Raw genomic sequence first — 18,753 nt, 5'->3', positions numbered from 1 at the left:
GCGTCCTCCCGGTTGTCTGTTTTTGCAGTCCGAATTCGTCAGCCGATGCTTTCGGCGTAGCGCGCAAGCTGAGCCGCAAAGTCGACGATGAGCTGCTCGAGGGCGCGATTCTTCCTGTCGTCACCGAGATCGGGTACCGTCACTGTCACAGTGCGCGTGTGCGCCTCGCGGTGGGCACCGCGTAGCCGTCCCGGATGCGCGCGGCCATAGGCTGCGAGGAAAGCCGCACGTTCGGCGCCGGAGAGATGGCAGACCTCGAAGATGATCGCGACATGCTTCGCCGGGATCGGCACCAGATAGGCCGGATTGGTGATCTGGCTGACGAAGGAGCGGTTCTTGCCGAGCGCCGCCGCGAGCTTCAGCCGCGTCCCGGATGGCCGGTTGTCGAGAGCCCGCCGCAGGATGAGCTTGTAATCCGCGACATTGCTGTCGCCCGGCCGGCTCGTGTCTTCGGCCGCATCGTCGGTCATGCGGTCACCCCGGCGATGGCCGCCTTGAGCCGCGCCACCGCAATCGGCGAGACCGAGAGGCTCGTCAGGCCTGTCGCCAGCAGCGCATTCGTCAGGCGCGTATCGGCTGCGGCGTCGCCGCAGAGCGAGACCTCGAGGCCGCGCTTGCGCCCGGCTTCGACTGTCCGCGCGATCAGCGCCAGCACCGCCGGATGGCCGGCATCGTTGAGGTCGGCGACAGCGCCGATGTCGCGCGCCGCAGCCATTGTGTACTGGGTCAGGTCGTTCGACCCGATGGAATAGAACGCCGCGCCAAAGTCCTCGGCGCATAGCGCTGCCGCCGGGACCTCGACCATGATGCCAAGAGGCGGCCGGGCGCAGGTGATGCCCTCCGCCCTGAGCGCCTCGAACTCGGCGTCCAGTATGGCGTTGGCCCGGTCGAGCTCCGCGGGGACCGTGATCATCGGAAGCATCACTTTCAGCGTCCCATAGATGGCCGCACGGCACAGCGCCCGCAACTGCACACGAAACACCTCCGGCCGCGCAAGCGAGAGACGGATCCCACGAACGCCCAGGAATGGATTGCGCTCGCCATCGATCGTCAAGCCGGCGATCGGCTTGTCGCCACCGGCATCGAGGGTGCGGATCGTCACCGGGCGTTCTGCGGCCCAGTCGAGAATGCGCCGATAGACCGCATATTGCGCATCCTCGTCGGGCATGCCCCTCGATCCCTCGAACAGAAACTCCGTCCGCACGAGGCCTATGCCGTCGCAAATAGCGGGATCGAGGCCCGTGAGGTCTTCCGGCGCGGCGACGTTGAGGAGGACGGCGATGCGTCGGCCGTCGGCCGTCAGCGCCGGTTTGAGGCGGCCGGCGTCGGCAGCGATCTGTGCGGCGTTCGCGGCGGCCATGCGGCGCTCGAAGAGGCGGCGCGTTTCGGGCTTGGGATCAAAGATCACGGTGCCGGCGTCGCCGTCGACCAGCGCCAATGACGGCGGCTGTCCGTTCCATGGCAACGGACCTAATCCGACCACCATGGGGGCCCCGCGCGCCCGCGCGAGCATTGCGACATGCGACGACGGCGATCCCGCGGCCAGAGCGATTGCGCCGCCGCGGGTCCAGTCGACGGCCAGAAATGTCGACGGCGAAATGTCATCACCCATAACGACGGAATCGCCGGAGATCTTTGCGATCGTATCAGCACCATTCAGCAGTGCGAGCACGCGGTCGCGGATATCGACCAGATCCGTAGCACGCGCCCGGAAATACTCCTCCTCCGCCGCGCGATAGCCGGCGATCTCCCCGTCGAGCGCTGCGCGCCAGGCCTCATCGGCGGCCGCACCGGCCGCAACCGCTTCGTAAGCCCCTTCGGCAAGCGCATCGTCGCCCAGCATCGCAACCTGGAACTCCAGGATCTCCGCAGCCTCGCCGTGAACCGTCGCGATCAGTTCGGCGAGCTCCGCTGCGGCCCCCTCGATCGCCGCCTTCAGCGCTGCGGTCTCGTGATCGGGATCGCCCTTCGCCGCTCTGCTGGCCACTGCACTCGTCAGCACGGCGACCGGGCCGATGGCGAGGCCTGGTGAGGCGGGATGGCCGGTGAGATGGATCTCGCCCACGATCTCACGCCTCGCCGAAACCGTCATGCACCAGCGCCAGCATGGCCGCGAGCGCCGCCTCGCCATCAGGACCAGCGATGCGGAAATGCAGCGTCGCGCCCTGCGGCGCCTTCACACGCATCACCTTTACCGGGCTCTTGGCGTCCGTCCAGGGTCCGTCGGCGGCAAGCGCTATTTCGATCTTTGCGGCAAAGCCTTTCGCCAATTGCGTGAGCTTCACCGATGGCCGCGCATGCAGGCCGACCGGATTGACCAGGACCGCGGAGGCGGTCAGCGGCGCAAAAGTCCGAGCCGCCCGGTTGGCGTTGGCATCATGCATAGAATTCCTCCGCGCTGCGCTTGACGGCGGCAAGTGGCGAGCCGCCCGAAGACTCGGTCGCAGCGATCACAGCCCCCTCGACCACCGGAGCATTACAAACCAGCACGCGCGCGCGCCGATCCTCAGGGAGCATCTCCACCGCCATCTCCGAATTAGTCTCGGCACCGCCGAGATCGACAAGAATCGCGACTCCTGCCGGTGACCAGGCCGTCTCGATCGCCTCGAGGATTCCTGCAACGTTGGTACCGAGACCGCCGTCGACGTCGCCACCCGTCCAGGCCAGCGGCACTGCGTCTCCGACCATCTGGCGCACCATATCGGCCGCGCCTTCCGCGATCTTCGGCGAATGCGACACGATGACAATTCCGACATTGCCGGGACGTAAACTGCTCATGTATTGACCTCGAACTCCAGTGTCTCAATTGCTGCGCCGATCAGAAGAGACGCCGAGCGCGAGCCGGGGTCCATATGACCGATGGAACGTTCGCCAAGAAACGATGCGCGGCCGCGGATCGCTTGCATCGGCGTGGTGCGATCGGCCGCTTCCGCCGCCTCGGCTGCGATCGCCTTGGCATCGCCGCCTCCCGCCAGAACCGCGTGCACCGGCACCAGGACATCTAGCAGCGTCTTCTGCCCCGCTTCGGAACGGCCGCGCGCCTTGACGGCCTCGATCGCCTTCTCCGTCGCTATGACGAGATCGGCCCGGATCGGCTGCTCCGGAAGTGCCTTGCCCAATTCCATGAAGAAAGTTCCGACCAGCGGCCCCGAAGCACCGCCGACCTTCATGACCAAGGTCATTCCGATCGCCTTCAGCATTTCTGGGAGCGACTTGTCGGCAAGGCCCGGCAATGTCGCGAGCACAGCCTCGAAACCCCGCTTCATGTTGAGCCCATGATCCCCATCGCCAATCGCTTGGTCGAGGCTCGTCAGCTCGTCCGCGTGTTCAATCACTGATCCTGCCAGCGCTCGCACCAATTTTTCCCTGGCTACCCGATCGAGGCTCATGCCGCTACCCTTCCGCCCTTCGCATCGAAAAACAGCGGCCTGTTCAAACGGAGCGACACCACATCCCCGGCCCCAAAGCCAGCCTCGGGGTCCGCCAGGGTCACAACCGGCCGGCCGGCTAGGTCGAGATGGAGATGGCTCTGGTCGCCGAGATGCTCGACCCGCTTGACGGTCGCCGACACGTCTCCGCCGCCGCGCACAATCGTCAGGTGCTCGGTCCGCGCGCCGACCGTCTCAGCGCCAGCCGGCGCGCCGCCGAACAATGCCGCCGGCAGCAAATTGATCGTCGGCTGGCCCAGTCGCGCCGCGACATGCGCGTTGATCGGGTTCTCATAGATCTCGCGCGGCGATCCGATCTGCAACAGCCGCCCGGCCTCGATCACGCCGATGCGCGACGCCATGGTCATTGCCTCGGTCTGATCGTGCGTGACATAGAGGATCGTCGCGCCGAGCTCGACCTGGATTCGCTTGAGTTCGAGACGCAGTTCGCCGCGCAACTTGGCATCAAGCGAGGAGAGCGGTTCGTCCATCAGATAGATCGAGGGCGAACGAACCAGAGCTCGGCCGATCGCCACACGCTGCATCTGCCCGCCCGATAGCTGCGTCGCCTTGTTGCCCAACTTGGTCTCGATATGAAGAAGACGCGCAACCTCGTGCACCTTCGTCCTGATGCCGGCCTCGGGTACCCGGCGGGTTGGCGCGCGCAGCGCGAAGGCCATGTTCTCGAACACGGTCAGGTGCGGATACAACGAATATTGCTGGAAGACAAAGGCGACATCGCGGTCCGCCGGCACATCACCGGTCACGTCTCGCCCATCGATGCGGATCGAGCCGCTATCCGGCCGCTCCAATCCGGCGATCAGGCGTAACGCCGTGGTCTTGCCGGCACCCGTCGGTCCGAGCAACGCAACGAACTCGCCGTCGCCGATTGTCAGCGACAGATCGCTCACGGCTTGCGTCTTGCCGAATGCCTTGGAAACGGCGTTGATCTCGACCTCAGCCATGCGCGCCTCCATCATGCAGCGCGGTGCGTATAGCCCTGCCCGAAGCCTTGTCGAAGATCGACAGCGTATCGGGCCGGAAGTCGAGCCCGACAGTCTCTCCGGTCTGAAAGGATCTGCTGCTGGGCGAGCGGGCCTTGAGTGCGCCGTAGTGCGTCGACACGGTCACAATTTGCGTCGTGCCCAGATATTCCGTGCCATAGACCTCGCCGCGCACCATGCCGCGATCGGTAAACCGCACATGCTCCGGCCGCACCCCGAGCACGAGCTCGCTCTCCGCCATCGCCTCGCGCGCGGCAGGAATTGCGACATCACGCTCGCCGAGCCGGATCGCCTCTGCGCCGGTCTGCAGGCCGCCGCGAAACGGCAGGAAGTTCATGGGCGGCGAACCGATGAAATCTGCGACGAACAGCGATGCTGGCCGGTCATAGATGTCGCGCGGGCTCGCCACCTGCTCGACGACACCATTGTTCATCACCGCGATCCTGTCGGCCATCGCCATCGCCTCGAGCTGGTCATGCGTGACATAGACTGTCGTCGCGCCGAGCCGGTCATGCAGGGCACGCAACTCATGAATCATGGCCTCCCGCATCTCGGTATCGAGCGCGCCGAGCGGCTCGTCCATGAGGAAGCATTTTGGCTTGCGCACAATCGCCCGTCCCAGCGCAACCCGCTGCCGGTCGCCACCGGCAAGGCCTGAGACCGACCGGTCGAGGAGATGCGAGATCCGCAGGATGCGCGCGGCCTCAACGACTCGCCGGTCGCACTCCGCCGCACCGATACCTTCACATTTCAAGGGAAAGCCGATGTTGCGCCGGACATCCATGTGCGGATAGAGCGCGAAGAGTTGGAACACGAAGGCGATGTCGCGCGCCGATGCGCGGTTCATCGTCACGTCCTCGCCGTCAAGCCGGATGATGCCGGCTGTCGGCAGCTCCAGGCCCGCGATCATGCGGAGCGTCGTGGTCTTGCCGCAGCCGGATGGTCCGAGCAGGCAAAGGAACTGGCCGTCCTCCACCGTGAAGCTGGCAGACTTGACCGCATGAAACGTACTGAAAGACTTGTCGAGCGCCTCGACTTTGATCTGTGCCATCGCGCCCTACTCCCGAACCTTCGACACGGTGGTGAACATCACCGTGCCGAACAAGGTCGTCGCAAACGACCAGGAATATAGTGACAGGGAGAATGGCTGCATCAGCATGACGACACCGGCGGCGATGATCGTCGTCGCTACGGCCTCTAACGGACCGCGGCGCAGAATGCGGTCCGCGAGACCGCGACGCGCGATGGATGGGGTGGCATCGACACTCATTTGCGGATCGCTCCAAAGGTGATGCCGCGCAGCAGATGCTTGCGCAACAGCACCGTGAACACCACGATCGGCACCAGAAACAGCGTCGTACCTGCGGCCACCGCCGGCCAGTCCTGCCCGCCCTCGCCGATGATGATCGGAATGAAAGGCGGCGCCGTCTGCGCGTTACCCGAGGTGAGAAGCACTGCGAAAGCGTATTCGTTCCAGGCAAAGATCAGGCAGAAGATCGCGGTCGCCGCAATTCCCGTCGTGGCCTGCGGCAGCACCACCTTCACGAAGGCCTGAAAGCGGGTGTATCCGTCGACCATCGCCGCCTCCTCATACTCGCGCGGGATTTCGTCGATGAAACCCTTGAGCAGCCAGACCGCGAGCGAGACGTTGACCGAGGTGTAGAGCAGGATCATCCCGAGCCTTGTGTCCGACAATCCGATGGTGCGGTACATCAGATAGATCGGGATCGCGACCGCGATCGGCGGCATCATCCTGGTCGATAGGATGAAGAACAGCAAATCGTCCTTCAGGGGCACGCGGAACCGCGAGAAGCCATAGGCCGACAAGGTGCCGAGCGCGACAGCGAGCACGGTTGAACCGAACGCAATGATCAGCGAATTGATGAAGCGCGGCACATAATTCGATGGGCCGGCGACCACCATGTTGCGGCTACGCGCGATGCTGTCGCAAAGTCCCTGCGGCGGTCCCAGCGAGCGGATGAACTCCGGCGTCTGGCGCGAGCGGGTCGTGAAGAGGTTGCAGAAACCTTCGAGCGATGGCTTGAACATCACTTTTGGCGGATAGGAAATCGCATCGTCCGGCGACTTGAACGCGGTGAGCATGATCCAGACCAGCGGGATCATGGTGATGATGGCATAGAGCACGACGAGCGAACCGGCAAAGCGTCGTGTCGATATCGATGGCTCTACGACCGAGTGGGCTGTAGTGGCTGAGGTCATCGGCTTTTCACCCTGTTCAGCGCCTTCACATAAATGTTGGCGAGGCCGAAGACCGTCACGAACAGGATGATCGCGAAGGCCGAGGAATAACCGGTGCGCCAGCTCTCGAATGCCGCACGCTTGAGCGTGATCGAGGCGACCTCCGTGGTCGATCCCGGCCCGCCGCCGGTGAGCAGATTGACCATGTCGAACATCTTGAAATTCTCGATGCCGCGGAAGAGCACCGCCAGCATGATAAACGGCAGCGCCATCGGCAGCGTGATCGACCAGAGCTGCCGCCATTTCGATGCGCGATCGACCTCGGCAGCCTCATAGATGTAATCCGGGATCGAACGCAGGCCTGCCAGACAAATCAGCATCACATACGGCGTCCACATCCAGGCATCGACGATGACGATAGCCCAGGGGCTCAGCGTAACGTCGCCCAGCATCTGGAATGACGAGGCCGCGCGGCCGGTGAAGAAGGCGACCACGTAATTGAACAATCCGATCTGGGGCTGGTAGAGGAACGTCCAGAAATTGCCGACGACGGCCGGCGACAGCATCATCGGAAGCAGGATGATCGTGGTCCAAATCCCGTGACCGCGGAACTTCTTGTCGATGAGGTAGGCAAGGCCAAATCCGAGGACGGTCTCGATCACCACGGTCCAGATCACGAAATGCGCGGTGACCTGCATCGCCGCCCAGATGTCGGGATCGGTCAGGATCGACTGGTACCAGTCAGCCCCCAGCCAGATCGTCGGCACATTGGCGCGGTTGGCGCGGTAGTTCGTGAACGACAGATAGATCGTCCAGAGCAGCGGGAAGATATTGATCGCCAGCAGCAGCACGATCGTCGGCGTGATGAAGAGCCAGGCGAGCGTCCTGTCCGACAGGCCCCGGATACGACGCGCCACGCCTGGCCGGACCATGACGGCCCGATAGGTGATCCGCGAAGAGGCACTCAATTCATTCATTGCATCGACCGATCCTGGCACCCGGGGCGTCGACGATGCGACAGTTCCGGTCATCTCGACGGAAACCCGAAGCGCGCGCGTACGCGCTCCGGGCCGTTTGCTTCAGAACTTCTTGCCTTCTTCCTTGAAGATCGCCTTCCAGTCCTTCACCAGACCGTCGAGCGCATCCTGCGCGGTGCCCTTGTCGGCCACCACATAGTCATGCACGCGCTTCTGCTCCGCCTGCAACAGCTGGGCGTAGGACGGCTCGGCCCAGAAGTCGACGACCATTCCCATCGATTGCAGGAACTCCTTCGCAAAGGGCGCGCTGCCCGGGAAGCTCGGGTCGTTCAACACGGACTTGGCGCAGGAATAGCCGCCGAGCGCCCACCATTTCTTCTGGACGTCGCCGCCGGAGAACCACTTGATGTATTGCAGCGCTTCGGCCTGGTTCTTGGAGTAGGAGACAACCGAGATTCCCTGACCGCCCAGCTGCGTCGCTTGCGCGGCAGGACCGGCCGGATTGACGAAGAAGCCGATCTTGTCGCCGCCGACATTCGGGTCCTTGTAGAGACCCGGGAAAAACGCGAAGAAATTCATCTGCAGCGCAACCTGGCCGGACTTGAAGGCATCGAGCCCTTCCGACATGTAGGAATTGGAGGCGCCGGGCGGCGTGCAGCACTTGTAGAGCTCCTTGTAGGCCTCGAGCCCCTTCACGGCGCCGGGCGAGTTCACGAACCCGTCCATCGCATAGGGCTTCTTCGGATCGTCGTATTTGAAGCCGTAGTCGTAGAGGTAGTTCGAGACGCCCATGGTGATGCCTTCCGAGCCACGCTCGGTATAGATCGAGGCGCCATAAACCTTCTTGCCGTCGATCTCGCGGCCCTGGAAGAACTGCGAGATGTCGCGGAGTTCGTCGAGCGTCTTCGGCACGGCGAGATCACGGCCGTACTTGGCCTTGAAGTCCTTCTGCACGTCCGGCCGCGCAAACCAGTCCTTGCGATAGGTCCAGCCCACCGCATCGCCCATCGCCGGCAGCGCCCAATAGTTCGGCGTGTTCTTTGGCCACTCGGAATAGCCGACCACCGTTGCTGGCATGTAGTCATCCATGCTGATTCCTTCCTTCTTGAAGAAATCGTTGAGCTTGACGTACTGGCCGTTCTCCGCGGCGCCGCCGATCCATTGTGAATCACCGATGATGAGATCGCACAGCGAACCGTGGGAATTGAGTTCGTTCAGGAAGCGATCGGCATAATTGGTCCACGGCACGAATTCGAACTTCATGCCAATGCTCGACTTGGCGGTGAAGTCCTTCGACAATTCGACCAGCGCGTTGGCCGGATCCCAAGCGGCCCAGCACAGCGTGATGGTCTTGCCTTGCGCCTGTGCGGGCATAGTCCCCGCTCCGACGCCGAATGCGGCGGCAACAGCCCCGCATGCCACAACAAGCGTCTTCATTGTCCGTTTCATTACACGTTCCCTCCGAGTGGGCCGGCCTTCGACATGGCGCGGCTTTCCTGCCCGCCCGAATGCTTCGAGCAGAGCGACACAGTCCTTGACGAGCTGAGTAACTAAACTTGCGTTTCCTCGCGCCACCCGGATTTTATAGACCCGGTAGGCTCGATTTGTTTAGTGAAACACGATTTACTAAACATTGCAACAGGAGCGCGGGGCGCGTCTCCCGCGCTGCGCGATAGGGCTTACGGTAGATGGCTTCAAGAGTGGCGTCGGGTCCGCAGCCGGTCGCATCGCTAAGACGCGAGGAACGCATCGATTCGCTTGCACGCGTCATGATCCCCCGCGACGTCGGCGGCGATCCGCTCATAGAGGCCGGCCGCGCCCTTGTAGATCTGCGCTTCCGGAAACTCATCACCGATGAACTCGGAGATCGCGTGCATCTCCTCGACCCAGCGATAGGCTTTCGGGTACATGTCCGGCAGCGTCTTGGCGAAGCGGGCCAACAGTTGCGGCTGGCTCGCCGCCAGTTCTGCCTTCAGCGCAGCGCCTGCTCCCGCACGTTCGGCAGCAAGCACCATCGCGGTCGCGATCGCCACCAGCTCCTTGGTAATTCCCGCGTAGGACAGTTTCAATGCCAAGGCTGCACCGATTGGACCGTCGACGATGCGAATGTCCAGACCGTAGTCAGCCAATCCCTTGAGATCCGGCGCCGCATCGCCCGAGAAATAAAAGGCGGGTCCCGGATCGTCGCCTTTCGGCGGAAAGCCGATGCGTCTGCGTTCCTGACATTCACGACCGACGCTTTTCCGCCGGCCGAGCTGAACGATTATCTTGCCGAGGCCAACATCGCCGCTGCGGTGGTCGACCGCGACTATGCGCGGGCGGACCTCGAGGCGCGGGGCCTCCAGGCCGTTAATCGCGTCGCGCCTCACGCCTACACGAGCGAGGAGGACATTGACCGCTTCCTCGACGTCGTCTCCATCGTCTCGCGTCGGACATCCTGGCGCGATGCCAGTTGAGGTCAAAGCCGGCGGGACCGTGTATGGCGCGGCTACGGCTTGACGTTGGCGCGACGCTAGGCGCCTCTCGCGCGCGGCAAAAGGGCCGCGAGGTCAGGTAGGACCGGAGATCCAGGCGGCCCGCGGCTGCGTTCGATTTTGCCCTCGTGAAAGGGCAGCGGGCTAGGTCCCCTAGCCCGCTGCCGTCAAGCTCGGACTACTTCGCGATGCAAGTGTCGACGTTCTTGGATGTGCACACGTCGAGGCCCGTATAGGTCGGATCTTTAGGCGGAGCCTTGCCGTCCTTGACGTCCTTCAGCGCGAACATGGTCTTGTAGCCCATCTCGAACGGACGTTGTCCCACTTGGCCGAGTGAAAACCCCTCCTTCATCTGGTCGATCTGAACCGGCAACGTGTCGGCAACCACCAACGCGAGTTCTTTCTTGGCGATCTTGTCCTTGAAGGGCACGACCGCAGCACGGTTGGCGTCCGGCACGAATTGCGGGAATCCGCCCGTCGGTGTAAACGCGTCCAGGGTCGGATTCTTTGCCATGGTGTCCTGGAATTGCTGCACCGACAGAGGGAAATCGTCGTTGGTGTAGAGCGGGCAGCCGTCGATCTCCTTCCAGCCATTCTGTCCAGTCAACCGCTCCCCGGGCGATTGGGCGGACTCCTTGCCGGCCAGCGTGTCACGGATGCCCTTCATGCGCTCGTTGTGGTTGGCTGCAGCTGCGCCGCCGGACTGGATGCAGATCGAGCCGCCTTTCGGCTTGATGGTCTGCACGATCTTGGCGATGTTGACGCCAATTTCGTAGTTGTGGGTGCCAATATAGGCAAGGCGCAGATCCTTATTCTCGGGGAGAACGTCGGAGTCCCAGGTCAACACGGGAATGCCTGCGCCCTTGGCGGCCTGCAGCGCAACGGCCATCGCTGCCGCGTTGGCCGGTGCCACGGCAATGCCGTCCACCTTCTTTGCGACGAGGTCCTGCACGATCTGCACCTGCTCCTCACCGCCGCCGTGCTCTCCCGGACCGATGTACATGCATTGGAAGGCGCCCTTGGACTCGGCTTCCGCCTTCTTGCAGCCGTCGCGCGCCTGGTCGAAGAACGGATTGTTCATGTTCTTGGGAACGAGCGCAAAGGTGAACTTCTGCTGCGCGTAGGCCTGTCCTCCCATCAGCGCTGAAAACGCGACGGCGGCCATTAGTAGATGTTTATGCACGTGTCTCCTCCCTTGTTGTTGATTCCAAGTCTCCGACACTACCTCCATCGGATTCCTAACTACGCTTCCAGACAACCCACTCACGGATCGTAGCAACCAGCGACGTTCCGCTCGCCTGCATGCCGAGCAGCACGGCGATGACGATGAACATGCCAACGAAGGCACCTTGCCAGTTCGAATCTATGCCGGCCATCAGAAGCGCGTTGCGAATAACCTCGAGGAACGCCGAGCCGATCACGGCGCCGAAGGCGGTCCCATAGCCGCCCATGAGGTTGGCGCCGCCGATGACCGTGCCGGCGATGACGCGGAGCTCGTAGCCAGTCCCCATCGCGTTGATGGCCGAGCCGCTGTAGCCGAGGAGCAGCAGCGAGGCGATGGAGGCCGTGAACGACGAAAGGACGTAGGCCTGGAACTTGATCCAGTCGACCGGCACGCCGGTCAGGCGCGCGGCGTTCTCGTTGGAGCCGATCGCGTAGAGGTGGCGCGCCCAGGCCGTGAATATGAAGATGGCGCCAAGAATGAAGGCAAGGATCAGCATCACCCAAAAATGGGAGGACAACTCCGGAATCCAGCGTGGCGCCCAGCCAGCTGGCGCATGGAGCGGCCATTTTGCCTGGCCGATTGCCCTGACGATCGGCGCGTCCGGACCAAACTGGTACAGCATCTGGTTGCCGGACAGCACGACGGCCAGCGAGCGCGCGATCGACAGCATGCCGAGCGTCACGACGAAGGACGGCATGCCGACATAGGCAACGAAGAAGCCGTTGAAAGCTCCGCACGCCAGTCCCGCGAGGAGTCCGGCGGCGAAGGCGACGTACCAGGGATGATGCCAGGTCAGCAGCAAGCCGGTGACAATGGCAACGAGCCCCATCACCGAACCGACGGATAGATCGATGCCCCCCGTGATGATGACCACGGTCATGCCGAGGCTCATGATCGCTAGCGGAGCGAAGTTGCGCGTGATGTTTGTTACGTTGTCGGCTGTGCCGAAACTCGGCTCCAGCCAGGTCATGAAGATCACCAGAGCCAAGAGCGCGGCTGCGACCCAGAATGCCTGACTGGTCACCAGGCGCTGGAAGGCCGTCTGCTCGCGAATGCTGGCGACGTCACTGATTGCGGCGTGTGTTTCTTCTATCACTTTGGCGGAGCTAGGCTTCACGGATCGCTCCCGTAATCAGGCCGGTGATCTGCTCCGGCGAGGTCGTCGCGGTTTCCTTGTCGGCCACTTTTGAGCCACGCCGGAGCACAATGATACGATCGGAGACGGCAAACACGTCAGGCATGCGGTGGCTGATCAGCATCACCGATACTCCGCGAGACTTCAGTCGGCGGATGAGCTCGAGCACCTCGGCGACCTGTCGCACAGAAATGGCCGCAGTCGGCTCGTCCATCAGGACGAGCTTGGCATTGGACAGCCGGGCCCGGGCAATCGCAACAGCCTGGCGTTGCCCCCCGGACATCTTCTTCACGAGATCCCGGGGACGCGTTTCCGATTTGAGCTCGGCGAAGAGCTCCCCGGCGCGCTTGATCATCGCCTGCTTGTCCAGGACACGCAGCGGCCAAAACCCCTTCTTAACTTCCCTTCCGAGGAAAACGTTCTCCGCCGCGGTGAGGTTGTCGGCGAGCGCAAGCTCCTGATAGACAACTTCAATGCCCTCGGCTCGTGCTTCGATTGGCCTATGGAAATGGCATGCCTTGCCGTCGACGACGATCGCGCCCTCGGTCGGGGGAAAGTTTCCGGCAATTAGCTTCACCATGGTCGACTTGCCGGCGCCGTTGTCGCCCATCAGCCCGACCACTTCCCCCGCATCAATCGAAAAGCTGACATCGGACAGCGCGCGAATGGCACCAAAGCTCTTCGAGATGCTTCGCACATCAAGCAAAGCCACGCGTTCCCTCCATCGTGCGGTGGCGGCTCTATCCGGCCGCTTCATATCGCTCGCAATTAATATTGCACGAACTATGTTTGCGCAATACTTATTTCACTTGCCAGGCGGGGGCGCCCTTGCAGTGGATCGTTCATGGCGGCTTGGCCAGAACGCCCGGAAATCAGAAGTGCGAGAGACCATATCGTTGCTCGCCAGGCTAAAATGGGCGACACGAGAGCACCGATGCAATCAACGAAGCCAAAGGCCACGTGCGCTCGCCGTTCGTCACAAAGAAAAGCCTGCCTCGGATTGTCTCAGAGCGGCGTTTCCGGTTGCGGCGATGTATCGTAGGCGCCCCAGATGCTTTGATCGAAGTTGATCGTGGCTCCCGTCATCATTCCGGACTCGTCGCAGGACAGGAACGCAACGGCGCGCGCGACCTCGATGGGATCGAGCAATCGGCCGAAGGGCTGCTGCGCGGCGGCTTCTTCGAGCCAGGTCGCAGACCGGCCATGGTGGACTTGCTGCGTGTTGAACTCGCCTTCCGAGGCCATCCAGCCAATGTTGAGACCGTTGACACGGATGCGGTTGCGCAGCAGCGCATGGGCCGTATTTCGCGTCAGCGTATCGAGCGCCCCCTTCGAAGCGCAATAAGCAGCAATGAAGGACTGGCCACCCATCGCCGACATCGAAGAGACGTTGACGATCGTGCCCTGCACTCTGTCGCGGCGCATGAGCTTGATCGCGTCCTGCATCAGAAAGAAGGGGGCGCGCGTATTGACGGCGAAGATCTTGTCGAAAAGGTCGGGACTTGTGTCGATGATGGTGCCGCGGCTTGTGTCACCCGCGGCGTTCACCAAGGCGTCGACGCGCCCGAAGGCCCTGTCCGCCTCAGCCACGACTCTGGCGCAATCCTCGATCTTTGTCAGGTCAGCGCGCACAAATGCCACGGATGCGCCCGTGGCTGTGGCGATTGCATCGGCCTTTGCTCGCCCCTTCGTCTCGTCGCGACCGCACGTTACGATGCCCTTCGCGCCGCGCTCGGCAAAGAGTTTGGCGATGGCGGCGCCGAGCCCCTGCGTACCGCCTGTGACAATCGCGATCTTTCCATTCATCGAAGTCATACAACTTCTCCAACGATCGATTCTGGCTCTCGGTTATGAAGACCTGGCGTAGCACTGGCCCTGCTGCTACTCGATGCCCCGAAGGCGCATTCGACGTCACGCGATATTGCGGACCTCGACCTTCTTGCCGGTCTTGGCGGATTCGATCGCCGCCTCCGCAAGCACGAGCGCGCGGTAACCGTCATCGAACGTCGCTTGGATCGGCCGACCATCGCGAATGGTGGCAATGAACGCGGCGATCTCGGCTTCGTAGGCCTCCGCATAGCGCTCAATAAAGAAGTTGAGGTAGGGCTCGGCCGCATCAGTGGTGGTCGAGCCAAAAAATTTCAGCTCGTGCGCCTTCTTGTTGTCGGAGATGACCATCCCCTCGCTGCCAAACAGCTCGATCCGCTGATCGTAGCCAAAGGCAGAACGTCGAGAGTTATTGATATGGCACAGCTTTCCATCAGTAGTGCGCATAACAACCATGATAGAATCGAAGTCGCCAAAATCTGATGCAATGGTGGGATCAACAAGCGCGCTGCCGATCGCGAGGACCTCGGTCGGCTCGTCGTCCAACATGAATCGCGCCACGTCAAAATCGTGGATCGTCATGTCACGGAAGATACCGCCCGAGACTGCCGTGTAACCTCGCGGTGGCATCCCCGGATCCCGCGATGTGATGACGACCTGCTCGAGTTTCCCGATTTTGCCCGCGGCGCAGGCATTGCGAGCGGCGCGGTGCCCGGGGTCGAAGCGGCGATTGAAGCCAATCTGAATTGGGACGTTGTAGCCTTCGATCGCCTTGCGGCATGCCCGCACCCGATCGAGACTGAGATCGATCGGCTTCTCACACAAAATAGGCTTGCCAGCTTTTGCCGCGAGTTCGATCAAATCGGCATGTGTCGCAGTCGATGTCGCAATCAGAACTGCGTCGGCCTTACCAATCGCATCTTCCACGCTTGCGGATACCCCGCAGCCATGCACCCTAGCGACCGCTTCGGCGGCAGTTGTGTTCGGATCGAACACCGTCTCCAGGCGCGCTCCGTCCGCCTTCGCAACATTCCGGGCGTGCAACACGCCAATACGCCCGCACCCGAGCAATGCGAATTTGATCGCCACCATTTCCTCCCGCGACGCTTGTTTGATTTACTTGCAAGGGTTATTGCTAATATGCAAAAGTGTCAATAATTGTTCGCCGAGACTATCGATGATTCCGTGCCGCCGCCAGGGATGGTGACGCGACGTGGGTCTCCTTGGGTCTTTAACCCGGCCGGTCGACGACGAGGCCTTTTATTGCTGGAGACTTGGCTCACAGAGATGCCTCAAGTATCGCGAATTGGCTTAGGGAGGGCCGCTTCCCAAACCAAGGCGAATTATCGACATCCGCAGGCAATGAAACGAGAATGGTGAGAGCACTGTAGATGCAGGACGTGAAGGCACCGGAAGACTACGAGGAATTGATCCGTGTCATCCACGATCGCTACGATGACATGAGCAAGTCCTATCAAAAAATAGCGGTTTACCTGACCCAGAATCCGAATGATGTCGCGGTCCTGTCGGTAAACGCGATCGCCGATCGCTGCGGCATCCATGCTTCAAGCTTCGTGCGCTTTGCGCAGTCGCTTGGCTACGAAGGCTTCAAGGAACTCCAGGTACGGTTTCAACGGCGCTTGTCAACCGCCGCCCCGGGTTTTGAAGCGCGCATTAAAGCTCTGGAAATCGAGTTGGGCGCTCGCACGGATCGCAGCGAAGTTGGTTTTCTGCGCGACCTGGTCGTCCGTGACATTGCTTCTCTTCAGGACATGCTCACAGACATTTCGCCGAAAGCTCTCTCGGAAGCGGTGAGTCTCCTTGAGAGAGCCGACTCGGTTTTTCTGATCGGGCAACTGCGTTCAGCGCCCGTGGTTGAATTCCTTCGCTACATATTGACCATGCTGGGCAAACGTTGCGTATTGCTCGACGCGAGCGGCGGACTTGCTACGCACATCGCGCGTACGATCCGCAAGAAGGACGTGCTCGTTGCGGTGTCGTTCCGCTTCTACGCAAATGAGGTCGTCAACGTTGTGGAGGAAGCCGGGCGCAATGGTGTTCCCATCATTGCGATGTCGGATAGCACGCTATCGCCGCTGACCAAGAGCGCCCGCGTTCTGTTCGCTGTTCCAGAGCATGAATACACCTTTTCGCGTTCGCTCGCCGCTCCGATGTGCCTTGCACAGGCTTTGACAGTAGCGCTGGCAGCAAGGCTACAGAAAAACGACGTCAATCCGCGGATTCCAACGGTGACCAGCCAGTAGAACAAGCCACGTCAGATTGTCTTTCCTGCGATGGATCGGGCCGGCCGTACCACCTTCGTCATCCGGTGATGCGCGCAGGCGAGCAGCGCCTCAGAAAACCAGTCGTCGATCGGTTACGGGGGTCACTCGCACCATGTCGGGCGTCGGATGGCGGTCACGTGGAGGGGATGCGATCGTTTGTGGTTGTCCGGTCAGGGCGGCTGTCTCGATTGCGATCAGTGCGCGCAAGTCCGCCAATCCCTCTTCGCCATCGGCCTCGGGCGGCGTTCCAGCCTTGATACAATCTGAAAAGTATTCCACCTGCGCGCCAAAATGGTCGGTTTGCGGAAATTGAGTTTCGTGGACCTCGCCGTCGCGGCGCAGACGGAGTTTTGTTGCAGTCTCGAACCTGAAGCCGGGGTCGAGTTCGAGATCGCCCGCTGTCCCAACTACCCGATAATTGTCGACGGCGGCCGCCCCGAAGCTGGCGACGAATTGCGCCAAACCGCCGGAAGGGAAACGCAGCAAGGCTGCGACGGATGCTTCCACCTCGCGAAAGCGCGGGTCATCGTTCGGTCGGTGCACCATCGCCATGGCCTCAACGGGCTCTTCTGCAAAGACGTGGCGAGCCGCATTGACGCAATAGACCCCGACGTCTTGGAGCGGTCCGCCCCAACTCGCAGCTTTTAATCTGTGGTTACCTGGCGGCGCTTGAAAACTGAAGACCGATTGAAAGAAGAGCGGCCGGCCGATCGCGTGGTTGCGGATATGTTCGAGCACCGCGACGGTTCCGGGTTCGTTGTGGAGCCTGTACGCGGTCATCAGAAACACGCCGGCCTCGCGCGCAGCGGCAATCATGGCGAGGGCATCTCGTTCGCTTGTGGCTAGCGGCTTCTCGACCAAAACGTGCTTACCGGCTCGAGCCGCTCGAACGGCGAAGTCGGCATGCAAGTAGTTCGGCAGAGCAATATACACCGCGTCGATGTCAGAGCTTCTCAAAAGGGCATCGTATCCGTCATAGCCGTCGATCCGACCAACGCCATGGAAATCCGCCAGCCGCGCGGCCTTGTCATGATCACCGGTCACGATCGCGGTAACCTTCGAGTTTGTGGACTGCCCGACTCCCGGCAAGAAGGCTTGTTGCGAAATCCAGCCCGCGCCGACGACTGCATATTTGATCATCATGTCCTCTCCAGCACTCGCATTGGATCGCGTGAGACGCTGTCGAATTCCCTCCAGCCTCGTTCGCTCTGTCAGCCATACAGCGAGGGACGCGGCCCATATCTCAGCGGAGCCACACCATTTCCGGCGAGAGCCTCAGCGACTTGCTCTGCGATGGCCGAGGCGACATAGCCGTCCCATGCACTTGCTCCGACCGACACTCCGGTCTTCACAGCGCTGACCCAATCGGCCATCTGCTTGCGATACGCCTCTTCGAACCTCGGCACCCAATTGTCCGGATACGAATGACCGCCAGCTCTGTCTCTGTTCACCAGCGTCAGCGATGCCGGCGCCAGCGATACCGTGCCCTGCCGGCCGACCAGTTCGACATGGACGTGGTAGCCATAGCCGGCGTTCACGAAAACCTCGGTCGAAACAATCTCGTCCTTGTCGGTCTTTATTGTGATCATGAGGGGCTCGCCGCCGGGCCCCGCCTCCACGTGCGCAGAAACCATCTCCGATCCCAGAAGCCAACGGCTGATGTCGATCTCGTGGACGAACGAATTCGTGATAGCCATCGAACCGTTGAACCACTCCGGCGCGCGAACGTTTCGATGCACGTTGTGCAACAACACGGGACCGCCCAATTCACCGGTGTCTTTGACGCGCTTGATCTCCTGATAGCCGGGATCAAACCGGCGCATGTATCCGACCTGGATGAGCCTGCGACCCAAAGCCACTTCCGCCTGCACCACGTCCAGGGCAGCCGCCGCTGAGGACGCCAAGGGCTTTTCGCAGAGAACAGGCTTCCCCGCCGCGATGCAGGCGCGCGTTAGCGCCGCATGTGTGGCGTCGGGCGATGCAATCACGATTGCGTCGATCTGATCCGACGCGATCAACGATTGGGGATCCGAAAAGACGGTTGCTCCAGAGGCAACTGTCTGCGCTCGATCCGCGTTGGCATCAAAAATCCCAGCAAGATGAGCGCCGGGGGTCTCATGTCGGAGTATCCGAGCATGTTCGGCGCCCATTACACCTGTGCCAATGACTCCGATCCCGATGCTCATATCACCTTCCCCT

General features: G+C 61.8%; 20 protein-coding genes. 1 reads left to right on the top strand and 19 read right to left on the bottom strand.

All coding sequences use genetic code 11. The features are described from left to right. Positions 1-38: 38 nt before the first annotated feature. From ACP2YP_RS15475 to iolG, 17 genes are all read right to left on the bottom strand, one after another. Complete coding sequence (locus ACP2YP_RS15475; protein WP_426425126.1) at positions 39-470, bottom strand: hypothetical protein; 432 nt, start codon at positions 468-470, stop codon at positions 39-41. Next, positions 467-2,092 carry a phosphoenolpyruvate--protein phosphotransferase gene (gene ptsP / locus ACP2YP_RS15470; protein ID WP_426425124.1) on the bottom strand — a complete coding sequence of 542 codons (1,626 nt, stop codon included), beginning with the start codon at positions 2,090-2,092 and terminating at the stop codon, positions 467-469. The genes ACP2YP_RS15475 and ptsP overlap by 4 nt, the downstream gene beginning before the upstream one ends. Then, complete coding sequence (locus tag ACP2YP_RS15465; RefSeq protein ID WP_426425123.1) at positions 2,070-2,384, bottom strand: HPr family phosphocarrier protein; 315 nt, start codon at positions 2,382-2,384, stop codon at positions 2,070-2,072. Before ACP2YP_RS15465 ends, ptsP begins: the two co-directional genes overlap by 23 nt. After that, positions 2,377-2,778: a dihydroxyacetone kinase phosphoryl donor subunit DhaM gene (gene dhaM / locus ACP2YP_RS15460; protein WP_129267357.1), complete on the bottom strand. Its 402-nt coding sequence runs from the start codon at positions 2,776-2,778 to the stop codon at positions 2,377-2,379. The genes ACP2YP_RS15465 and dhaM overlap by 8 nt, the downstream gene beginning before the upstream one ends. After that, complete coding sequence (gene dhaL, locus ACP2YP_RS15455) at positions 2,775-3,389, bottom strand: dihydroxyacetone kinase subunit DhaL (protein WP_426425121.1); 615 nt, start codon at positions 3,387-3,389, stop codon at positions 2,775-2,777. Before dhaL ends, dhaM begins: the two co-directional genes overlap by 4 nt. After that, positions 3,386-4,393, bottom strand: coding sequence for an ABC transporter ATP-binding protein (locus ACP2YP_RS15450; RefSeq protein WP_426425119.1), 1,008 nt, complete (start codon positions 4,391-4,393; stop codon positions 3,386-3,388). The genes dhaL and ACP2YP_RS15450 overlap by 4 nt, the downstream gene beginning before the upstream one ends. Continuing rightward, on the bottom strand, positions 4,386-5,483 hold the full coding sequence (locus ACP2YP_RS15445; protein WP_426425117.1) for an ABC transporter ATP-binding protein: 1,098 nt from the start codon (positions 5,481-5,483) through the stop codon (positions 4,386-4,388). Before ACP2YP_RS15445 ends, ACP2YP_RS15450 begins: the two co-directional genes overlap by 8 nt. Before the next feature lie 6 nt (positions 5,484-5,489). Further along, complete coding sequence (locus ACP2YP_RS15440; RefSeq protein ID WP_426425116.1) at positions 5,490-5,702, bottom strand: hypothetical protein; 213 nt, start codon at positions 5,700-5,702, stop codon at positions 5,490-5,492. Further along, positions 5,699-6,652 (bottom strand): carbohydrate ABC transporter permease, encoded by a 954-nt coding sequence (locus ACP2YP_RS15435; protein WP_426425114.1) that lies wholly within the window; start codon positions 6,650-6,652, stop codon positions 5,699-5,701. Before ACP2YP_RS15435 ends, ACP2YP_RS15440 begins: the two co-directional genes overlap by 4 nt. Continuing rightward, entirely contained in the window at positions 6,649-7,608 is a 960-nt protein-coding gene (locus ACP2YP_RS15430) for a carbohydrate ABC transporter permease (RefSeq protein ID WP_426425113.1), read from the bottom strand. The genes ACP2YP_RS15435 and ACP2YP_RS15430 overlap by 4 nt, the downstream gene beginning before the upstream one ends. Before the next feature lie 102 nt (positions 7,609-7,710). Next, a complete protein-coding gene (locus tag ACP2YP_RS15425) occupies positions 7,711-9,045 on the bottom strand; it encodes an ABC transporter substrate-binding protein (RefSeq protein WP_426425112.1) in 1,335 nt (444 codons plus the stop codon). A 293-nt stretch (positions 9,046-9,338) separates the two neighbouring features. Next, positions 9,339-9,977 (bottom strand): DUF1932 domain-containing protein, encoded by a 639-nt coding sequence (locus ACP2YP_RS15420; protein WP_426425111.1) that lies wholly within the window; start codon positions 9,975-9,977, stop codon positions 9,339-9,341. Positions 9,978-10,260: 283 nt separating this feature from the next. Beyond that, a complete protein-coding gene (locus ACP2YP_RS15415; protein WP_426425110.1) occupies positions 10,261-11,265 on the bottom strand; it encodes a substrate-binding domain-containing protein in 1,005 nt (334 codons plus the stop codon). A 55-nt stretch (positions 11,266-11,320) separates the two neighbouring features. After that, on the bottom strand, positions 11,321-12,424 hold the full coding sequence (locus ACP2YP_RS15410) for an ABC transporter permease (RefSeq protein WP_426425109.1): 1,104 nt from the start codon (positions 12,422-12,424) through the stop codon (positions 11,321-11,323). Further along, a complete protein-coding gene (locus ACP2YP_RS15405; protein WP_426425108.1) occupies positions 12,414-13,199 on the bottom strand; it encodes an ATP-binding cassette domain-containing protein in 786 nt (261 codons plus the stop codon). The genes ACP2YP_RS15410 and ACP2YP_RS15405 overlap by 11 nt, the downstream gene beginning before the upstream one ends. A gap of 248 nt (positions 13,200-13,447) precedes the next feature. Further along, a complete protein-coding gene (locus ACP2YP_RS15400) occupies positions 13,448-14,257 on the bottom strand; it encodes an SDR family oxidoreductase (protein WP_426425107.1) in 810 nt (269 codons plus the stop codon). A gap of 96 nt (positions 14,258-14,353) precedes the next feature. Beyond that, on the bottom strand, positions 14,354-15,361 hold the full coding sequence (iolG, locus tag ACP2YP_RS15395) for an inositol 2-dehydrogenase (RefSeq protein WP_426425106.1): 1,008 nt from the start codon (positions 15,359-15,361) through the stop codon (positions 14,354-14,356). A gap of 299 nt (positions 15,362-15,660) precedes the next feature. On the opposite strand from iolG, the gene ACP2YP_RS15390 reads away from it, so the two are divergent. Further along, complete coding sequence (locus tag ACP2YP_RS15390; protein WP_426425105.1) at positions 15,661-16,533, top strand: MurR/RpiR family transcriptional regulator; 873 nt, start codon at positions 15,661-15,663, stop codon at positions 16,531-16,533. 90 nt (positions 16,534-16,623) lie between these two features. Here ACP2YP_RS15390 and ACP2YP_RS15385 read toward each other — a convergent pair whose 3' ends face one another. After that, entirely contained in the window at positions 16,624-17,697 is a 1,074-nt protein-coding gene (locus tag ACP2YP_RS15385; RefSeq protein ID WP_426425104.1) for a Gfo/Idh/MocA family protein, read from the bottom strand. A 68-nt stretch (positions 17,698-17,765) separates the two neighbouring features. Continuing rightward, positions 17,766-18,740, bottom strand: coding sequence for a Gfo/Idh/MocA family oxidoreductase (locus tag ACP2YP_RS15380; protein ID WP_426425103.1), 975 nt, complete (start codon positions 18,738-18,740; stop codon positions 17,766-17,768). Positions 18,741-18,753: the final 13 nt, after the last annotated feature.

The sequence above is a fragment of the Bradyrhizobium genosp. A genome, assembly GCF_049949275.1.
GTDB lineage: Bacteria > Pseudomonadota > Alphaproteobacteria > Rhizobiales > Xanthobacteraceae > Bradyrhizobium.
Note: the sequence above shows the minus strand (reverse complement) of the source record. Positions and strands in the feature narration are given on the sequence as shown.

Coding starts and splice junctions, on each gene's coding strand:
- ACP2YP_RS15475 (WP_426425126.1), bottom strand. CDS start 470: ATGACCGACGATGCGGCCGAAGACACGAGCCGGCCGGGCGACAGCAAT.
- ptsP (WP_426425124.1), bottom strand. CDS start 2,092: ATGACGGTTTCGGCGAGGCGTGAGATCGTGGGCGAGATCCATCTCACC.
- ACP2YP_RS15465 (WP_426425123.1), bottom strand. CDS start 2,384: ATGCATGATGCCAACGCCAACCGGGCGGCTCGGACTTTTGCGCCGCTG.
- dhaM (WP_129267357.1), bottom strand. CDS start 2,778: ATGAGCAGTTTACGTCCCGGCAATGTCGGAATTGTCATCGTGTCGCAT.
- dhaL (WP_426425121.1), bottom strand. CDS start 3,389: ATGAGCCTCGATCGGGTAGCCAGGGAAAAATTGGTGCGAGCGCTGGCA.
- ACP2YP_RS15450 (WP_426425119.1), bottom strand. CDS start 4,393: ATGGCTGAGGTCGAGATCAACGCCGTTTCCAAGGCATTCGGCAAGACG.
- ACP2YP_RS15445 (WP_426425117.1), bottom strand. CDS start 5,483: ATGGCACAGATCAAAGTCGAGGCGCTCGACAAGTCTTTCAGTACGTTT.
- ACP2YP_RS15440 (WP_426425116.1), bottom strand. CDS start 5,702: ATGAGTGTCGATGCCACCCCATCCATCGCGCGTCGCGGTCTCGCGGAC.
- ACP2YP_RS15435 (WP_426425114.1), bottom strand. CDS start 6,652: ATGACCTCAGCCACTACAGCCCACTCGGTCGTAGAGCCATCGATATCG.
- ACP2YP_RS15430 (WP_426425113.1), bottom strand. CDS start 7,608: ATGAATGAATTGAGTGCCTCTTCGCGGATCACCTATCGGGCCGTCATG.
- ACP2YP_RS15425 (WP_426425112.1), bottom strand. CDS start 9,045: ATGAAGACGCTTGTTGTGGCATGCGGGGCTGTTGCCGCCGCATTCGGC.
- ACP2YP_RS15405 (WP_426425108.1), bottom strand. CDS start 13,199: ATGAAGCGGCCGGATAGAGCCGCCACCGCACGATGGAGGGAACGCGTG.
- ACP2YP_RS15400 (WP_426425107.1), bottom strand. CDS start 14,257: ATGACTTCGATGAATGGAAAGATCGCGATTGTCACAGGCGGTACGCAG.
- iolG (WP_426425106.1), bottom strand. CDS start 15,361: ATGGTGGCGATCAAATTCGCATTGCTCGGGTGCGGGCGTATTGGCGTG.
- ACP2YP_RS15390 (WP_426425105.1), top strand. CDS start 15,661: ATGCAGGACGTGAAGGCACCGGAAGACTACGAGGAATTGATCCGTGTC.
- ACP2YP_RS15385 (WP_426425104.1), bottom strand. CDS start 17,697: ATGATGATCAAATATGCAGTCGTCGGCGCGGGCTGGATTTCGCAACAA.
- ACP2YP_RS15380 (WP_426425103.1), bottom strand. CDS start 18,740: ATGAGCATCGGGATCGGAGTCATTGGCACAGGTGTAATGGGCGCCGAA.